This is a genomic window from Micromonospora sp. NBRC 110037, from assembly GCF_001652995.1.
GTDB classification, from domain to species: domain Bacteria; phylum Actinomycetota; class Actinomycetes; order Mycobacteriales; family Micromonosporaceae; genus Micromonospora; species Micromonospora chalcea.
The window spans coordinates 207,556-224,333 of sequence record NZ_BBVA01000002.1 but is presented as its reverse complement, the minus strand read 5'-3'; the positions used below and the strand labels follow the sequence as shown (position 1 = coordinate 224,333).

At 70.9% G+C, this 16,778-nt stretch carries 17 protein-coding genes, 1 tRNA gene and 1 pseudogene; 8 read left to right on the top strand and 11 right to left on the bottom strand.

The features are described from left to right. The first annotated feature begins 15 nt into the window (after positions 1-15). From A4R25_RS30425 to A4R25_RS01030, 6 genes and pseudogenes are all read left to right on the top strand, one after another. On the top strand, positions 16-432 hold the full coding sequence (locus A4R25_RS30425) for a Uma2 family endonuclease (RefSeq protein WP_231915474.1): 417 nt from the start codon (positions 16-18) through the stop codon (positions 430-432). Between the two features lie 41 nt (positions 433-473). Continuing rightward, on the top strand, positions 474-692 hold the full coding sequence (locus A4R25_RS01050) for a DUF2945 domain-containing protein (protein WP_043329581.1): 219 nt from the start codon (positions 474-476) through the stop codon (positions 690-692). Further along, positions 679-1,023 (top strand): annotated as a pseudogene (locus A4R25_RS01045) (DUF3140 domain-containing protein); the annotation flags it as partial. The gene A4R25_RS01050 and the pseudogene A4R25_RS01045, both read left to right, overlap by 14 nt. Before the next feature lie 44 nt (positions 1,024-1,067). After that, on the top strand, positions 1,068-1,934 hold the full coding sequence (locus tag A4R25_RS01040) for a CPBP family intramembrane glutamic endopeptidase (RefSeq protein WP_064445282.1): 867 nt from the start codon (positions 1,068-1,070) through the stop codon (positions 1,932-1,934). A 40-nt stretch (positions 1,935-1,974) separates the two neighbouring features. Beyond that, entirely contained in the window at positions 1,975-2,724 is a 750-nt protein-coding gene (locus A4R25_RS01035) for an SDR family NAD(P)-dependent oxidoreductase (RefSeq protein ID WP_064445281.1), read from the top strand. 7 nt (positions 2,725-2,731) lie between these two features. Further along, entirely contained in the window at positions 2,732-3,133 is a 402-nt protein-coding gene (locus A4R25_RS01030; RefSeq protein WP_082930882.1) for a MerR family transcriptional regulator, read from the top strand. Between the two features lie 101 nt (positions 3,134-3,234). On the opposite strand, the gene polA is transcribed toward A4R25_RS01030, so the two are convergent. The 11 genes from polA to A4R25_RS00975 form a co-directional block, all read right to left on the bottom strand. Beyond that, on the bottom strand, positions 3,235-5,934 hold the full coding sequence (polA, locus tag A4R25_RS01025; protein ID WP_064445280.1) for a DNA polymerase I: 2,700 nt from the start codon (positions 5,932-5,934) through the stop codon (positions 3,235-3,237). 72 nt (positions 5,935-6,006) lie between these two features. Next, positions 6,007-6,759 carry an amino acid ABC transporter ATP-binding protein gene (locus A4R25_RS01020; protein WP_166456915.1) on the bottom strand — a complete coding sequence of 251 codons (753 nt, stop codon included), beginning with the start codon at positions 6,757-6,759 and terminating at the stop codon, positions 6,007-6,009. Between the two features lie 53 nt (positions 6,760-6,812). Next, entirely contained in the window at positions 6,813-7,790 is a 978-nt protein-coding gene (locus A4R25_RS01015) for an amino acid ABC transporter permease (RefSeq protein ID WP_064445278.1), read from the bottom strand. Between the two features lie 4 nt (positions 7,791-7,794). Next, positions 7,795-8,700, bottom strand: a complete 906-nt coding sequence (locus A4R25_RS01010; protein WP_064445277.1) for an ABC transporter substrate-binding protein — start codon at positions 8,698-8,700, stop codon at positions 7,795-7,797. 32 nt (positions 8,701-8,732) lie between these two features. After that, the gene (locus A4R25_RS01005) at positions 8,733-9,443 is read right to left on the bottom strand and encodes an ABC transporter ATP-binding protein (protein WP_043329572.1); all 711 of its coding nucleotides are present in this window, start codon (positions 9,441-9,443) and stop codon (positions 8,733-8,735) included. Next, positions 9,433-10,278: an ABC transporter ATP-binding protein gene (locus A4R25_RS01000; RefSeq protein ID WP_030503808.1), complete on the bottom strand. Its 846-nt coding sequence runs from the start codon at positions 10,276-10,278 to the stop codon at positions 9,433-9,435. Before A4R25_RS01000 ends, A4R25_RS01005 begins: the two co-directional genes overlap by 11 nt. Further along, entirely contained in the window at positions 10,271-11,410 is a 1,140-nt protein-coding gene (locus A4R25_RS00995) for a branched-chain amino acid ABC transporter permease (protein WP_030503807.1), read from the bottom strand. The genes A4R25_RS01000 and A4R25_RS00995 overlap by 8 nt, the downstream gene beginning before the upstream one ends. Then, a complete protein-coding gene (locus A4R25_RS00990; protein WP_043329571.1) occupies positions 11,407-12,357 on the bottom strand; it encodes a branched-chain amino acid ABC transporter permease in 951 nt (316 codons plus the stop codon). Before A4R25_RS00990 ends, A4R25_RS00995 begins: the two co-directional genes overlap by 4 nt. 105 nt (positions 12,358-12,462) lie before the next feature. Next, a complete protein-coding gene (locus tag A4R25_RS00985) occupies positions 12,463-13,623 on the bottom strand; it encodes a branched-chain amino acid ABC transporter substrate-binding protein (RefSeq protein ID WP_064445276.1) in 1,161 nt (386 codons plus the stop codon). A 257-nt stretch (positions 13,624-13,880) separates the two neighbouring features. Then, positions 13,881-15,125: a hypothetical protein gene (locus tag A4R25_RS00980; RefSeq protein WP_064445275.1), complete on the bottom strand. Its 1,245-nt coding sequence runs from the start codon at positions 15,123-15,125 to the stop codon at positions 13,881-13,883. Between the two features lie 36 nt (positions 15,126-15,161). Then, entirely contained in the window at positions 15,162-15,782 is a 621-nt protein-coding gene (locus A4R25_RS00975) for an ANTAR domain-containing response regulator (protein ID WP_043331122.1), read from the bottom strand. 104 nt (positions 15,783-15,886) lie between these two features. Between A4R25_RS00975 and A4R25_RS00970 the strand changes: the two genes are divergently transcribed. Together A4R25_RS00970 and A4R25_RS00965 are read left to right on the top strand one after the other, a co-directional pair. After that, positions 15,887-15,960: transfer RNA gene (locus A4R25_RS00970), tRNA-Leu, on the top strand. Between the two features lie 35 nt (positions 15,961-15,995). After that, positions 15,996-16,745 (top strand): hypothetical protein, encoded by a 750-nt coding sequence (locus A4R25_RS00965; protein ID WP_064445274.1) that lies wholly within the window; start codon positions 15,996-15,998, stop codon positions 16,743-16,745. Positions 16,746-16,778: the final 33 nt, after the last annotated feature.

The following is a 16,778-nucleotide window of genomic DNA, read 5'->3' as shown; positions in this document are numbered from 1 at the left end:
GCTGACGCTGCCGGCCTGCTGACCTGGTGGCTGCGATCCCACGCGCCGGCGTATCTGCGTGCGACCCAGGCAGTGAGCATCGGGTTGGACGTCGACGCCAGCCGCCGACCGGACGTCCTGCTCCACCACGCCGGGCTGCCGAGCGACAGGTCCCTCCTGCTACCGGCGGACGTCGTCCTGGCCGTCGAGATCGTCTCCCCCGGCACCCGGCGCGTCGACCGGTTCGCCAAGCCGGGCGAGTACGCCGCCGCGGGGATCCCCTTCTACTGGCGGATCGAGCAGGATCCGGTGCACCTCCACGCGTACCGCCTCGGTGACCGGATCGGCCCGGGCGGCGAGCGGCAGTACGAGCTGGTGGACGACAGCAGCGAGGTGATCGAGCTGCCCGAGCCCTTCGCGATCAAGCTGCCGATCGCGGAGATCCGGCCCTGACGACGCCGTTACTCGGTAGCCGCCGCGGGTAACCGGGCGGCATGGCCGAGAAGGAGTTCCACGCCGGGGACCACGTCTCCTGGGCCAGCCACAGCGGCCGGGCGTACGGGGTGGTCAAGGAGAAGCTGACCGAGCGCACCCACGTCCGCGGGCACACCGTGAACGCCTCGCCGGAGCAGCCGCAGTACCGGATCACCAACGACGACTCGGGCCGCGACGTCGCCCACCGCCCGGAGGTGCTGCGCCATGAGTCGCGCTGAGGACCTGCAGCAGACGTACCGGGAGTTCACCGACGCGGTGAACATGAAGCCGGGTGAGCTGTCCCGCTGGCTGGAGACCGAGGAGTCCAAGCACGTCGGCTGGCACAAGAAGGGCACCGCCGGCGGCGAGTCGGTCGGGCACGACTCCGGCCGGCGCATCGTCGACCTGCTGCGCCGCAAGCGCGCCGACCTGACCGCCGCCGACTACAAGCACATGCGCAAGGTGATCGGGTACGTCCACCGCCACCTCGCCCAGCGGCCGTCCGGGGACGTGCGGGACACCAGGTGGCGCTGGTCGCTGATGAACTGGGGGCACGACCCGCTCAAGGGCTGAGCCGCCCGGGTCGTTCGCCGCGCGTTGGTACCGTGCCGGCGATGACGACAGACGTCCCGACCGCCGGCCGTCATCCCCGCGCCGGACGGGTGGTCCTCCTGGCGGGCCTCGGCCTGATCGCCGTCGCGGCAGTCTTCCTGGTGGCAACCGGCAACACCGGCGTCAGGTACAGCGCCGACCACGACGGCACCGTGCCGATGTGGAGCCGCTGGATCCCGGCGCTGGCCGGGATCGCGCTGATCCGGCTGATCCCGCCCGCGCCCGACCCGAGGTGGCCGGACCCGGTCGCGCCGTACCGCGAGGCGGTGCCGCTGCTGCTGGCCGGGATCGCGTTCGCCGCCGTCATGCCGCTGCTGGGCGGCGAACCCGCGTACACGGTGTTGAAGCTCGCGCTGCTGCTCGGCGTACCCCTCGTGGTGTTCCTGGCCGCGCGCCGCCGGCCGCCACGGTGGTCGCCGGGCCCGGCCCCGGCGGACGCCGCCCACCGGTGGGGTCCGGCGCTGCCGGTGGCGGTGTGGCTGGCGCTCAGCTACGCGACGCCGCTGGCCGTGCCGGCGAGCGACTGGGGGCGGACCGTCGGGCCGGTCGATCTGGTCGTCACGCTGCTGGTGGCCTTCGCGGTGAACGCGCTGCTGGAGGAGGTCTTCTACCGGCGGTGGCTGCAGACCCGGTGGGAGTCGCTGCTGGGACGCTGGCCGGCGATCGTGCTCGCGTCGCTGGTGTGGGCGGTCTGGCACGTGGCCATCCAGGGCAGCGGCCGTCCCGCCGTCGACCTGGCGTCGGTGATCGTGAACCAGGGGGTCGCCGGGCTGTTCCTCGGCTACCTGTGGTCGCGGTACCGCCGCATGTGGCCGCTGCTCGTGGTGCACGGCGCGGTAAACGCGATGCCCGTCCTGCTCGGCCTCTGACTTGACCCTGCCGCAGGCGGCAGGGTCGGACGATGCCGGCATGGAACGCTGCACACCACGGGCCGCCGTGGTCACCGGTGCGGGCACCGGCATCGGCCGGGCCACCGCACACACCCTCGCCACCGCCGGGTACGCCGTCGTCGCCGTCGGCCGGCGCGCCGCGCCGCTGTCGGAGACCGCCGCCGGCCGGCCGGACATCACGCCACTGACCGCCGACGTCACCGCGCCCGACGGGCCCGGCCGGATCGTCAGCGCCGCGCTCGACCGGTACGGCCGCCTGGACGTCCTGGTCAACAACGCGGGCGTGGCCGGCGGCGGGCCGCTGGCGGATCTGGACGAGGACGCCGCCCGGCGGCAACTGGAGACGAACCTCCTCGCGCCCGTCCGGCTGGCGCACGCCGCCGTCGAGGCGCTCGCCGCGACACGCGGTGTGCTGGTCAACGTCACCACGTCGGTCGGCCTGCGCGCCTGGCCGGGCAGTTCGGTGTACGCGGCCGGCAAGGCCGCGCTGGACTCGCTGACCCGCAGCTGGGCGGTGGAACTCGCGCCGCGCGGCGTCCGGGTGGTGGCCGTGGCGCCCGGAGCGATCGACACGCCGATCGGCGTGCACAGTGGCCTGTCCTCCGAAGGTCGAGCGGCGGTGCGGGACTGGCAACTCGCGCACACCCCGGCGGGCCGGATCGGCCGCCCGGAGGACGTAGCCTGGGCGATCCGGCGGCTGTGCGAGCCGGAGGCGGGCTTCGTCACCGGTGTGGTGCTGCCGGTGGACGGGGGCGCGGTGGTCGCGTGAGAGGACGGTGACGGCGGTGCGGATCGGCGCGGTGGCGAAGGCGACGGGCTGCACGCCGCGTGCCCTGCGGCACTACGAGGAACACGGGCTCATCGCCTCGGCCCGGGCCACGAACGGCTACCGCGAGTACGACGACGCGGTGGTCACCCGGGTCCGCAACATCCGTCACCTGCTCGACGCCGGGCTGACGCTCGACGACGTGCGGGTCTTCCTGCCCTGCCTGGACGGGGACGTGGCGTCCGCGCCGCCGTCAGTGGCCGGGCTGCGGGTCGGCCGGGAGCGGCTGGCCGTGCTGGACGCCCGGATCGCGGCCCAGGTGGCCGTCCGCGACCGCCTGGCCGCCGCCCTCCAGGCCGCCGCCCCTGCGCACTCGCCCCTCCTCTCGCCGCCGTCGCCTCCTGTGAGGTGACCAAGGAGTTTGTGTCACGCCAGAGCCCGTTCGGGGACACAAACTCCTTGATCACCGCCGGGGCGGGCGGGTGGTGGCGCGGGTGGGACGGCGGCGGGGTGTCAGTGGTCGGCGCTGTTCCAGTCGCGGCCCTCGCCCACCGACACCTCCAGCGGCACCGACAGCGGGTACGCCTCGCCCATCTGCTTGCGCACCAGCGCCTCCAGCGTCTCCCGCTCGCCCGGCGCGACCTCGAAAACCAGCTCGTCGTGCACCTGCAGCAGCATCCGGGACCGCAGCCCGGCCTCGCGCAGCGCGCCGTCGACGTGCAGCATCGCGACCTTGATGATGTCGGCCGCCGAACCCTGGATCGGGGCGTTGAGCGCCATCCGCTCGGCCATCTCCCGGCGCTGCCGGTTGTCGCTGACCAGGTCGGGCAGGTAGCGGCGGCGGCCCAGGATGGTGGAGGTGTAGCCGTCCTGGCGGGCGCGGGCCACCACCTCCTGGAGGTAGTCACGCACCCCGCCGAACCCGGCGAAGTAGTTCTCCATCAGCCCGCGCGCCTCCTCGGCGCTGATGCCGAGCTGCTGGGACAGGCCGAACGCGCTGAGCCCGTACGCCAGGCCGTAGTTCATCGCCTTGATCTTGCGGCGCTGGTCGGCGGTGACCTCGCCGACCTCGACGGTGAAGACGGAGGACGCGGTGGCCGCGTGGAAGTCGTGCCCGGAGTTGAACGCCTCGATCAGCGCGTCGTCGGAGGACAGATGCGCCATGATCCGCATCTCGATCTGGCTGTAGTCGGCGGTGAGCAGGCACTCGTAGCCCTCGCCGACGACGAACGCGCGGCGGATCCGCCGCCCCTCCTCGGTGCGGATCGGGATGTTCTGCAGGTTCGGCTCGGTGGACGACAGCCGCCCGGTCGCCGCCACCGTCTGGTTGAACGTGGTGTGGATCCGGCCGTCGTCGGAAACGGACTTGAGCAGGCCGTCGACAGTCGACTTGAGCTTCGCCACGTCGCGGTGGCGCAGCAGGTGGTGCAGCAGCGGGTGCTCGGTCTGGGCGTAGAGCCACTGGAGCGCGTCCGCGTCGGTGGTGTAGCCGGTCTTGATCCGCTTGGTCTTGGGCAGGCCCAGCTCGGTGAAGAGGATCTCCTGCAACTGCTTCGGCGACCCGAGGTTGAACTCGCGGCCGACCACCTCGTACGCGCTCTGGGCGGCGGCCTTCACCTCGGCGGCGAAGTGCGCCTCCAGCTCGGAGAGGTAGTCGGTGTCGGCGGCGATGCCGGTGCGCTCCATCGCGGCGAGCACCCGCATCAGCGGCAGCTCGACGCCGGCCATCAGCCGGGCCGACTGCTCGCCGTCGCGGGACAGCTCGGCGTCGATCGCGTCGGCCAGGTCGAGCGTGGCGCGGGCCTGGAGCATGAGGTTCTGCTCGGCCGCGCCCTCGTCGCCGAACCCGTCGAGCGTGAGCTGACCGGTCTCCGGAGCGTCGACGCGCAGCTCCCGGTGCAGGTAGCGCAGCGCCAGGTCGGTCAGGTCGTACGAGCGCTGGTCGGGGCGGGCCAGGTAGGCGGCGATCTGGGTGTCGCGGGCGATGCCCTCCAGCCCCCAGCCGTGCGCGGCGAACGCCAGCACCGCCGGCTTGCTGTCGTGCAGCACCTTCGGGCGGTCGGCGTCGGCCAGCCAGCCGGCCAGCGCGGTCTCGTCGCCGGCCTCCAGGCGGCTCGGGTCGAACCAGGCGCCCGCGCCGGCGGCGGTGGCCAGCGCCATCCCGGTCACGGTGGCGGTGTGGCGGCGGTTCGGGCCGGTGTCGAGCGTGACCGCCAGGCCGACCGGCGTGCCGGCCGGGGCGTGCGTGTCGAGCCAGCCCGCGAGCGCGCCCGGCTCGGTGAGCACCGCGCCGTCCAGGTCGAAGCCCGCCTCGGCCTCCGGCTCGACCGCCTCCAGGTATTGGTAGAGCCGGTCGCGCAGGATGCGGAACTGGAGCGTGTCGAAGACCTGGTGCACCGCTTCGCGGTCCCAGCCCTGCCAGCGGGCGTCCTCGGGGCGTACCGGCAGCTCCAGGTCGGAGACCAGGCAGTTGATCTCGTAGTTGCGGATCACGTCGGCGAGCCGCTCGCGCAGGCTGTCGCCGGCCTTGCCCTTGATCTCGTCGGCGCGGGCCACCACGCCCTCGACGCCGCCGTACAGGTTGATCCACTTGGCCGCGGTCTTCGGGCCGACGCCGGGCACGCCGGGCAGGTTGTCGCTGGTCTCGCCGACCAGCGCGGCCAGGTCGCGGTAGCGATCAGGGGTGACGCCGTACTTCGCCTCGACCGCGGCCGGGTCCATCCGGGCCAGGTCGGAGACGCCCTTGCGCGGGTAGAGCACCGTGACCCGCTCGCCGACGAGCTGGAACGCGTCCCGGTCGCCGGTGGTGATCAGCACGTCCATGCCCTGGTCGCGAGCCTGGCAGGCGAGCGTGGCGATGACGTCGTCGGCCTCGTAGCCCTCCTTCTCGACCACCGGCACGCGCAGCGCGGCGAGGACCTCCTTGACCAGGCTGACCTGGCCCTTGAAGTCGGTGGGGGTCTCGCTGCGGCCGGCCTTGTACTCGGAGTACTTCTCCGTGCGGAAGGAACGGCGGGACACGTCGAACGCGACCACGATGTGCGTCGGCTGCTCGTCGCGCAGCACGTTGATCAGCATCGAGGTGAAGCCGTAGACGGCGTTCGTCGGCTGCCCCGTGGTGGTGGAGAAGTTCTCCACAGGCAGGGCGAAGAACGCCCGGTATGCCAGGGAATGTCCGTCGACGAGGAGCAGGCGCGGCGTCGTAGCTGTCACGGCTGCGACTCTAGTCCGTACGCCCGACAACTCCGGCCTCCGGTGCGGCGCGCGCCGCACCGGAGGCCGAGGTCAGAGAACCTTGGCCAGGAACGCCTTGGTCCGCTCGTGCTTCGGCGCCGAGATCACCTCGCGCGGGTCCCCCTGCTCGACCACCACGCCGCCGTCCATGAACACGAGGTGGTCGCCCACCTCGCGGGCGAAGCCGATCTCGTGGGTCACCACGATCATCGTCATGCCGTCGCGGGCCAGGTCCTTCATCGTGTCCAGCACCTCGCCCACCAGCTCCGGGTCGAGCGCGCTGGTCGGCTCGTCGAACAGCATCAGCTTCGGCCGCATGGCCAGCGCCCGGGCGATCGCCACCCGCTGCTGCTGGCCGCCGGAGAGCTGACCGGGGTACGCGCCGAGCTTGTCGCCCAGTCCCACCCGGTCCAGCAGCTGCGCGGCGTGCTCCCGGGCCTCCGTCTTCTTGGCCTGGCGCAGCAGCACCGGGGCCTCCATGACGTTCTGCAGCACGGTCATGTGCGGGAACAGGTTGAACCGCTGGAACACCATGCCGATGGCGCGGCGCTGCGCGGCCACGTCCCGGTCGCGCATCTCGTACAGCTTGCCGCCGCGCTCCCGGTAGCCGATCAGGTCGCCGTCCACCCAGATCCGGCCGGCGTCGATCTTCTCCAGGTGGTTGATGCAGCGCAGGAACGTCGACTTGCCGGAGCCGGAGGGCCCGAGCAGGCAGCACACCTCGCCGGAGCGGACCTCCAGGTCGATGCCCTTGAGCACCTCCAGCGGCCCGAACGACTTGTGCACCTGCTCGGCCCGGACCATCAGCCCGGACTCGGCGGCCGACGCGGTGGCCTGCGCGGGCACGATCAGCTCGGTCACTTCACCACCCCCGCGCCGCCGCCGGCCTCGGCAGTCATCCCCCGCAGCTTCAGCCGGGCCCGTCCGGTCACGCCGTAGCCCTTGCCGAAGTGGCGTTCCAGGTAGTACTGCCCGACGAGCAGGATGCTGGTCAGGAACAGGTACCACAGGCAGGCCGCGACGTACATCGGGAAGATCTGGAACGTCCGTTTGCCGACCGCGTCGAGCTGGAAGAACAGCTCCACGCTCACCGGCACGTAGAGCAACAGGGACGTGTCCTTGAGCATGGCGATCGTCTCGTTGCCGGTCGGCGGAATGATCACCCGCATCGCCTGCGGCAGCACCACCCGGCGCAGCAACTGGGAACGGCTCAGGCCGAGCGCCTGGGCGGCCTCGGTCTGGCCGGGGTCGACCGACTGGATGCCGGCCCGGACGATCTCCGCCATGTACGCGGCCTCGGAGAGCGCGAGGCCGAGCAGACCGGCCATGAACCCGGTGAGGATGTCACGGGAGGAGAACCCGAACAGCCGCAGTTGCAGGTTGTCGATGCCGAACAGCTGGCCGATCTGGGTGTCGAACGGCACCCCGAACTCGACCCGGCTCCACAGGATGCCGATGTTGCCGAAGACGGCCAGCAGCACCAGCCGGGGCACGGCCCGGAAGAACCAGGTGTAGAGCCACGCCACGCCGCGCAGGATCGGGTTGTCCGACAGCCGCATCACCGCGATCACCACGCCGAGCGTGACACCGATCAGCATCGCGCTGACCGTCATCAGCACGGTGCCGCGCAGCAGGCCCTCGATGATCGGCGGCCGGAACATCTTGTCGACCATGAAGGACCAGTTGAAGGCCTCATTGGTCACCAGCAGGTGGACGAACATCGCGGCCAGGACGGAGAGCACCGCCACCGCGACCCATCGTCCGGGGTGCCGCACGGGCACGGCCTTGATCGGTTCCGGCCGTGCCCGTGCGGTTGTCGCTTCCTCGGTGGTCATGTCGTCACGGGTTGATCGCGGGGTCCGTGATCGCGCCGTCTCCCACCTTCCACTTGTCGAGCACCTGCTTGTAGGAGCCGTCGGCGATCACGGCCTTGGTGGCGTCACGCACCGCCTCGGCCAGCTGCGTCTGCTCCTTGGCCAGCACGTAGCCGTACGGCGCCGCCTCGTACTGCTTGTCCAGCAGCTCCAGGGCGTCGTTGGACTGCGTCACCGCGTACACGCCGACCGGGTAGTCGGCCAGCATCGCGTCGTCCTTGCCGGACACGACGGCGGCGGTGGCGGCGTCCTGGCCCGGGAACTGGTCGACGGTGATGGCCGGCTTACCGGCGTCGGTGCACGCCTTGGAGCGCTTCTGGATGTCCTCGACCTGGACCGTGTCCTTCTGCACCGCGATCTTCTTGCCGCAGGCGTTGTCCAGCGCGACCCCGGCCGGGTTGCCCTTCTTGGTCACCCACTGCGTGCCGACCTGGAAGTAGCTGACCATGTTGGCCTGGCCCTTGCGCTCGTCGTTGATGGTGAACGACGAGACGCCCGCCTCGTACTTGCCCGAGTTGACGCCGTTGATGATGTCGCCGAACGGCGCCGAGACGAACTCCGCCTTGAGGCCCAGCTTGGCCGCCACCGCGGTGAACAGTTCGACGTCGAAGCCGATCACGGTCTTACCGTCCGTGTCCAGGAACTCCGCCGGGGCGTAGGTGGAGTCGGTGCCCACCACGATCTTGCCGTCCGACTTGATCGCGTCCGGGACCTTCGCGGCCAGCGCGGCGTCGACCGACGACGAGACGCTGGGGCCGCCACCGGGCTGCTCGGTGCTCTCCTCCTCGCCGCACGCGGCGAGGGAGAGCAGCAGGACGGCCGCACCGGCGACGCCGAGCGCCGCCCGCCGTCCGGGGTTGGGGTGGAACATGGCTGTACTCCTTATTGCGAGGGGTCGGTCGGTCAGGCCACGCCGAGGTAGGCCTCTTTGACCGAGGGGTCGTGCAGCAGGTCCGCGCCGGTGCCGCTCTTGACGATCCGGCCGGTCTCCAGCACGTACGCCCGGTGGGCGCGCGCCAGCGCCTGCTGGGCGTTCTGCTCCACCAGCAGGATCGTGGTGCCCTGCTGGTTGATCTCCGTGATGATCGTGAAGATCTGCTGGATCAGCATCGGCGCGAGGCCCATCGACGGCTCGTCGAGCAGCAGCAGCTTCGGCCGGCTCATCAGCGCCCGGCCGACCGCGAGCATCTGCTGCTCACCGCCGGAGAGCGTGCCGCCGGCCTGCTTGCGCCGCTCGGCCAGCCGCGGGAACAGGTCCAGCACCCGGGCCAGGTCCTGCGCGATGCCGGCCTTGTCGCGCCGGGTGTACGCGCCCATGTCGAGGTTCTCCAGCACCGTCATGCCGGGGAAGATGCCCCGGCCCTCGGGCGCCTGGCACAGCCCGCGCCGGACCCGCAGGTCGGCGCGGAGCTTGGTGATGTCCTCACCGGCGAACTTGATCGTGCCGGAGGCGACCGGCCGGATGCCGGAGATCGCCCGCATGGTAGTGGACTTGCCGGCGCCGTTCGCGCCGATCAGCGCGACGATCTCCCCCTCGTCCACGGTCAGGCTGATGCCGTGCAGCGCCTGGATCCGCCCGTAGAGCAGGCTCACGTCCTCGATCTCAAGCAGCATCGTCCGGCACCCCCAGGTACGCCGCGACCACCTTCGGGTTGTCCCGCACCTCGGCGGGCAGCCCTTCGGCGATCTTCTTTCCGAACTCCAGGACCACGATCCGATCGGTCACGCCCATCACCAGGCGCATGTCGTGCTCGATCAGCAGCACCGTCACGCCCTGGTCCCGGATCTGCCGGATGAGCTGCAGCAGCTCCTCCTTCTCCGCCGGGTTGAAGCCGGCGGCCGGCTCGTCCAGGCAGAGCAGCTTCGGGTCGGTGGCCAGCGCGCGGGCGATCTCCAGCCGGCGCTGCTCGCCGTAGGACAGGTTGCGGGCGAACTCGTGCATCCGGTTGCTGATGCCGACGAACTCCAGCAGGCGCTCGGCCTTCTCCCGGCCCTCGCGCTCCTCCTTCCAGTGCCGCGGCAGGCGCAGCAGGGCGGCGATCACGCTGGTCTTGTGGTGCGCGTCCGCGCCGACCTGGACGTTCTCCAGCGCGGTCATCTCCGGGAAGAGACGGATGTTCTGGAACGTACGGGCCATGCCCATCCGGGTGATCTGGTGGCGCTTCTTGCCACTGATCTTCTGGCCCAGGAACCGGATCTGCCCCTCGGTGGGCTGGTAGATACCGGTCATCGCGTTGAAGCAGGTGGTCTTGCCGGCGCCGTTCGGTCCGATCAGACCGAGGATCTCCCCCTTGTAGAGGGTGAAGTCCACGTCGTTGAGGGCCACCACACCGCCGAAGCGCAGCGTGACGTGGTCGACCTCCAGCAACGGCTCCCGCTTGTCGACCGTCTCGACGGCGGGGGCCGCCGCCTGGGCCGGAACTGCCGGGGTCTGCTCGGTGTCACTCACCGACGATCACCTCCTTGCGGCGGTCCTTGAACTCCGCCGCTCGTCGCCGGTTCGGGATCAGGCCCTGCGGCCGGAAGATCATCATCACCACGAGCACCAGACCGAAGAAGAGGAACCGGTACTCGTACAGCTCGATGCCGAACAGCTCGATGCCGCGGAACCGCTCGATCATGTACGCGACCAGGCCGCCGCCGACGATCGCGCCGACGATGTTGCCCGAGCCGCCGAAGATGACGGCGGCCAGGATGATGATCGAGTTGAGCAGCTCGAAGTTCTGCGAGTTGACGAAGTTCTGCTTACCGGCGAACAACGCGCCGGCCAGACCGGCGATGGCCGCGCCGGAGGCGAACGCCCACAGCTTGAACTTGAACGTCGGCACACCCATGAGCTGGGCCGCGTCCTCGTCCTCACGGATCGAGATCCAGGCCCGGCCGACCCGGCTGTGGGTCAGGTTCCGCACCCCGATCACCACCAGGATGATCAGCGTGAGCACCAGCCAGTAGTACGGGCGGGCGTCGAGCACGCCGAACCACGGCCGGCCGTCGGCGTACTGGCCGGGCGGGTGCGGAATCTGGTTGAAGCCGCGCTGTCCCTTGAGGAACTCGGAGCTGACCGCAGCGATCCGGATCATCTCGGCGAAGCCGAGCGTCACCAGCGCCAGGTAGTCGCCGCGCAGACGCAGCGTCGGCGTGCCGAGCATGACGCCGGAGACCATGGTCAGGCCGATCGCGATCGGCACCACCGCCAGCCACGGCCACAGCGTCTTGAGGTCACTGCTCGGCGAGGTCAGCACCGCCACCGTGTACGCGCCGACGGCGAAGAAGCCGAAGTAGCCGAGGTCGAGCAGACCGGCGAAGCCGACCACGATGTTGAGGCCGACCGCCAGCAGCACGTAGATCGAGACCGTGAACATCACCTGGGTGAAGTTCGCGCCGGGCGTCGGGATCGGCCCGAGGTACTGGTAGAACTCCTTGTTCGGCAGCGCGTAGAAGAACGCGATGACCGCGACCAGCAGCACCCAGCGGACCCAGCGCGGCGCGTGGTGCCAGCGCTCCGAGATCGCGTGCCGGCCCTGCCGCAGCTTGTCCGCCGCCGTCTCCCGCCGCTCCGGCGGGTCGATGGTGGTCGTCATGCGCGTGCCCTCCCCAGTGATTCGCCGAGCAGACCGGTCGGCCGGAACATCAGCAGCACGACCAGCACCGCGAACGCGGCGAAGTCCTTCCACTGACTGCCGAACAGGCCCGCGGCGTAGTTCTCCACGACGCCGAGCAGCAACCCGCCGACGAGCGCGCCGCGCAGGTTGCCGATACCGCCGAGCACCGCGGCGGTGAACGCCTTGAGGCCCAGCAGGAAGCCGACGCTGTAGGTGAGCGTCTGGATCCGCACGTCGTAGAGCAGGCCCGCGACGCCGGCCATGGTGCCACCGGCGATGAAGACCATCAGGATGATGCGGTCCTTGTTGACGCCCATCAGCGCCGCCGTGTTGGCGTCCTGGGCCACCGCCCGGATGCCGCGGCCGGTACGGCTGCGGTTGATGAACTGGTCCAGCGCGAACATCATCACCAGCGCGGAACCGATCGTGAGCAGCTGCACCGCGTCGATCGGCACCCCGGCGATGTGGAACAGCGGCTCCGAGCTGACCAGGATCGGCGCGCCCTCCGGCCGACGCCGGGTGTAGACGCCGAACGCCTCGGAGATGGCGATCGAGGCGCCGATGGCGGTGATGAGGAACGCCAGCGGCGGCGCGTTGCGCTTGCGCAGCGGCCGGTACGCCACCCGTTCGATCACCGTCGCGGTGCCCGCCGAGGCGATGGCCGCCACGATCATCGCCACCAGCAGGTAGAACAGGATCGAGCCGAGGCCGCTGACCTGCGAGTTCTGGTCGAGTCCGAATCCGTTCCAGGTCCAGATCGCGGCGAACGCGCCGGCGATGAAGACCTCGGAGTGGGCGAAGTTGATGAGCCTGAGCACGCCGTACACAAGCGTGTAGCCGAGCGCGACCAGGGCGTAGATGGCGCCCTGCGTCAAGCCGGTCGTGGTGAGTTCCCCGAAGTTGGAGAACAATCCGTCGAAGTCCAAGGGAGGGACGCTCCGTCGCTCAAGAGAAAAAGAGGGTGCGGCCGGGAGCCAGCTCCCGGCCGCACCCGCGATCACTACTCAATCGCCAGTCCAGCGATCGAACGATCAGGACTTGGGGATCTCCTGGTCCGGGACGACCTTGCCGCCCTGCACCTTGAACGCCCAGACCTTGACCTGCGCCGGGTCGAGCTCGCCGCCCTCGACGAACTTGTAGCTGGCGGCAACGCCCTCGCCGCTGTAGCCCTTCACGAACTCCAGCAGGTCGGCGCGGCTGCTCTTGCCGGCCTTGATGCCCGCCAGCAGGATGTTCGCCGCGTCGTAGGCGGTGTCGCTGTAGGTGCCCGGGTCGGTGCCGTTGAGCGCCTTGAAGTCGGCGGCGAAGGTGCCGCGCGCCTCGGTGGACGGAGCGCAGGGGCAGGTGAGGATGGTGCCCTCGGCGGCGGCCGCACCGGCGGAGGTGATGTACGCGCCGTCGTTCACGCCGTCACCGGCGACCAGCGGAGCGGTGACCCCGGCAGCGGTGAGCTGCTTACGGATCAGGCCGGCCTCCTGGTAGTAACCGCCGTAGAAGACCGCCTTCACGTTGGCGGCCTTGACCTTGGTGACCACACCGGAGAACTCGACCTGCTTGCCCTCGCCCTGGACCTTGTCGCTGCCCACGACCGAGGCGCCGAGAACCTTCTTGACCTCGTCGGCCAGGCCGGCGCCGTACGCGGACTGGTCGTCGATGACGTAGACCCGGTCGGCCTTCATCACGTTCTTGATGTAGTTACCGGCGGCGGGGCCCTGGCTCAGGTCGTTGCCGACCGCGCGGAAGAACGTCTTCCAGCCCTGCTCGGCGAGGCTGGGACGGGTCGCGGAGGGGGTGATGGTGACCAGACCGGCCTCGTTGAACAGCGGACCGGCGGCCTCGGACTCGCCCGAGTAGGCCGGACCCACGACACCCAGGATCTTGGTGTCGTCGATCGCCTTCTGGGCCAGACCCGGCGCCTGGTCCGGGCTGCCCTGCGAGTCGAGCTCGGCGAGCTCCACCTTGCAGTCCGGGTTCTCCTTGTTGTACTTGTCGACGGCCAGCTTGACGCCGTTCTTCTCGTTGATGCCCAGCGCGGCCGAGCTACCGGTCAGCGCGCCGAAGAAAGCGATCTTGCTCCCGCAGGCGCTGCCCCCGGAACCCTCATCGTCGCTGCCGCTGGAACAAGCGGTGCCACCGGCGACGAGCGCCAGCATGGCGACCCCGCCGATCACGCGTGCGAGCTTCTGCCTCAAGGCCCGAACCCTCCTCCGTCCATGATCCGAACCACCCGCCGCTGATTGGCCCTTGCGGGGTGGACGAACCAAGACCGTCGTCGCCGGTCTGGGCCGGGACGTTATCCCACCGGAAGCGGTGGCGTAAGACCTGGAAAGCGGGGTTGACCGAACCGTTACACGCGGTGGCGGATTCAAGCCGATCGCCGTAAGAACCGTAGGCGGGGAAAGGCTTTCACCAACTATTCCTCGGTAACGGGCCCATCGGCGATCACCCGCTACCGATCGATGGCCGGCAACGCCCCCCACCAGGCACGGGACGTTTTCCCATCGTCGGCGACCACGAACAGCCCGTCGTCGCCGACGGCCACCGCCAGCGCCGCGTCGCCACCGTCCGGCACCGGCACCGGAGTGATCACCGGAAGCCACGACGCGCCGCCGTCACGCGACATCCAGAGCCGTCGCTGAGCCCCGTCACCGGTCACCGCGACGAGCCGCCGACCCGCCGCCGCGAGCGCGTCCACCGACGACACCCCGGGACCCGCCGTACCGAACCCGCCGACCCGCCGCCACCCCTGCGCCGCACCCGCCGAACCGGCCGACGGCGAGCCGCAGTCGTCGCACCCGCGCCACACCGCGAACCGGTCACCCACCGGCCCGAGGACCACCGGCCCGCCGTCGGCCGGCACCACCGGCCCGCCGTCGGCCGGCACCACCCGCTCCGCCGCCCCGGCGGCGCCCGCCGGCACCGGCAACGCCGCGCGCCGCCACACCCGGCCGTCGGCCGAGGACCACGCGAGCGGAACCCGGGCCGTACCGCCGGGCGGCAGCAACGACCCCACCACCAGCCAACCCGAGCCCACCGCCGCCACGTCGTACGCCGCCGTCCGGCCCCGGCCGTCACCGGCCAGCTCCGCCACGCCCTCACGCAGTACGAACCCCTCGGCGTCCGGCGACGCCCACACCGACGCGCCGTCCGCGCGCGACCCGGCGACCAACCACCCACCCGGCCCGGCCGCCAGCCGCGACGCGCTCACCGCGCGCGGGCCACCGAACAACTCGAACGCCGCCGGCACCTCCCGCACCGGCCCACCCGGACGCCAGACCCACGTCCCGGTACGCGGATTGCCGTGCACACCACCGGTCTTCGCACCCAGCGCCGCCATCCCGTCGTCGCGGCACGCGACCGCGTAGAGCACGTGCTGACGGCCGTAGAACGTCTGCCCGCGTACCGGGATCGGCGACCAGGTCACGCCGTCCGATGAGGACCACACCGCCGGCCGGGTCTCCCCCGCCGCGTCGACCAGCCCACCCACCACGTACCAGCGGCCGGCACAGCGCGCGGCATCGCGGGGCACCGGGCGACCTGCGGCGCCGGCGGGAAGGGCCAGCTCCACGGCCCGCCACTCCGGACGCACCGGCGCCGGCACGGGCAGCGGCCGCGGGGTGGCGTGACAGGCCGCCACGAGCGACGCGGCAGCGGTCACGGCGGCGAGCGCCGGCCGGACGCGCACGGAAGGCATGGACCCGATCCTATCGATCGGGCACCTTCCGGCAGGTCAGGAAGCCGGCTGCTCCACCTCGCCGCCGGCGGTCTCGGCGAGGATCCGCTCGGCGACCTCCTTCATGGTCATCCGGTGGTCCATCGCGGTGCGCTGGATCCACTTGAAGGCCTGCGGCTCGGTCATGCCGTACGTGGTCATCAGCGCGCCCTTGGCGCGCTCCACGGTCTTGCGGATCTCCAGCCGGTCGGTGAGGCCGGCGACCTCCGACTCCAGCGCGGCGATCTCCGAGTAGCGGGACAGCGCGATCTCGACCGCCGGCACCAGGTCGCTCTTCTGGAACGGCTTGACCAGGTACGCCATCGCGCCGGCCGCCCGCGCCCGCTCCACCAGGTCACGCTGGCTGAACGCGGTCAGGATGATCACCGGGGCGATGCGCGCGCCGGCGATCCGCTCGGCGGCGGCCAGCCCGTCCATGATCGGCATCTTGATGTCGAGGATGACCAGATCCGGCTTGAGCTGCTCGGCGAGCTTGACGGCGGTCTCGCCGTCGCCGGCCTCGCCGACCACCTCGTAGCCCTCTTCGACGAGCATCTCGGCCAGGTCCAGCCGGATGAGCGCCTCGTCCTCGGCGATCAGAACGCGCTTGCGCTCGGCGTCCGCCTGCATCTCGCCCACGAGCCACTCCCACCGGTTCGAGCCCGACACCCGCCCTGCCGGGTGTCGCCGCCCCTAGCGTAGTAGGTAACCTATGGCACGACGCGAGAGCGTCGCGCGAGCCTGTCCCCGTATTCCAACCGGTAGAGAAACGGAGCTCAAACCTCCGACAGTGTGGGTTCGAATCCCACCGGGGACACCGAAACTGTCGTACGCGCGTTCGAAGATGTCCGCGTGCATCCACCCGAGATACGCGCGCGAGCACGTCAGGCCTTCCTGTCCGGGGCCACCGTCGCGGAGGCGGCCCGCGCAGTGGGCCTCAACTACCGAACCGTCTGGCACTGGTGCAGGGATCGGCCGGAGTCGAGGCAGCACGGCACCGCGCTGCGGTGTTTCCGCTGCCGCGAGGGTGTCCGCGTTCCGACAGATCCGGCGGCCTATGCCTATCTCCTCGGGCTCTACCTGGGCGACGGGCATCTCGTGACCAGGGCGCGGGTGCCGGTGCTCCGGATCTCCTGCAGTGACAGTTGGCCCGGGCTGATCGAGGCTTGCGACGACGTCATGCGGCGGGTCCTGGCGGCGAAGGTCCAGCGCGTCCAACATCCGGGCTGCGTCAGCGTGCAGAGCTACGGCAAGCACTGGCCGTGCCTGTTCCCACAGCACGGACCCGGCAAGAAGCACCAACGCCCGATCGTCCTGGCGGACTGGCAGCGCCCCATCGTCGAGGCTCAGGCGGGCGACTTCCTGCGCGGCCTCTTCCACTCCGACGGGTGCCGCTTCGCCAACCGCGTCGTCGTCCGGGAAAAGGAGTACGTCTATCCCCGTTACATGTTCCACAACGAGTCGGCCGACATCATGGGCCTGTGCCAGCAGGCCCTCGACCGGCTCGGCATCGCCTGGCGGATGAACCGCCCCAACTCCCTGTCGGTGGCCCGCCGGGAGGCGGTCGCCGCCCTCGACCAGCACGTCGGCCCCAAGTCGTGACCGGCCCGCGCCGCCGACCCGGCCGACCGGCAG

Coding starts and splice junctions, on each gene's coding strand:
- A4R25_RS01050 (WP_043329581.1), top strand. CDS start 474: ATGGCCGAGAAGGAGTTCCACGCCGGGGACCACGTCTCCTGGGCCAGC.
- A4R25_RS01040 (WP_064445282.1), top strand. CDS start 1,068: ATGACGACAGACGTCCCGACCGCCGGCCGTCATCCCCGCGCCGGACGG.
- A4R25_RS01035 (WP_064445281.1), top strand. CDS start 1,975: ATGGAACGCTGCACACCACGGGCCGCCGTGGTCACCGGTGCGGGCACC.
- A4R25_RS01020 (WP_166456915.1), bottom strand. CDS start 6,759: ATGGTCCGGGCCGAGCAGGTGCACAAGTCGTTCGGGCCGCTGGAGGTG.
- A4R25_RS01015 (WP_064445278.1), bottom strand. CDS start 7,790: ATGACCACCGAGGAAGCGACAACCGCACGGGCACGGCCGGAACCGATC.
- A4R25_RS01010 (WP_064445277.1), bottom strand. CDS start 8,700: ATGTTCCACCCCAACCCCGGACGGCGGGCGGCGCTCGGCGTCGCCGGT.
- A4R25_RS01005 (WP_043329572.1), bottom strand. CDS start 9,443: ATGCTGCTTGAGATCGAGGACGTGAGCCTGCTCTACGGGCGGATCCAG.
- A4R25_RS00995 (WP_030503807.1), bottom strand. CDS start 11,410: ATGACGACCACCATCGACCCGCCGGAGCGGCGGGAGACGGCGGCGGAC.
- A4R25_RS00980 (WP_064445275.1), bottom strand. CDS start 15,125: ATGCCTTCCGTGCGCGTCCGGCCGGCGCTCGCCGCCGTGACCGCTGCC.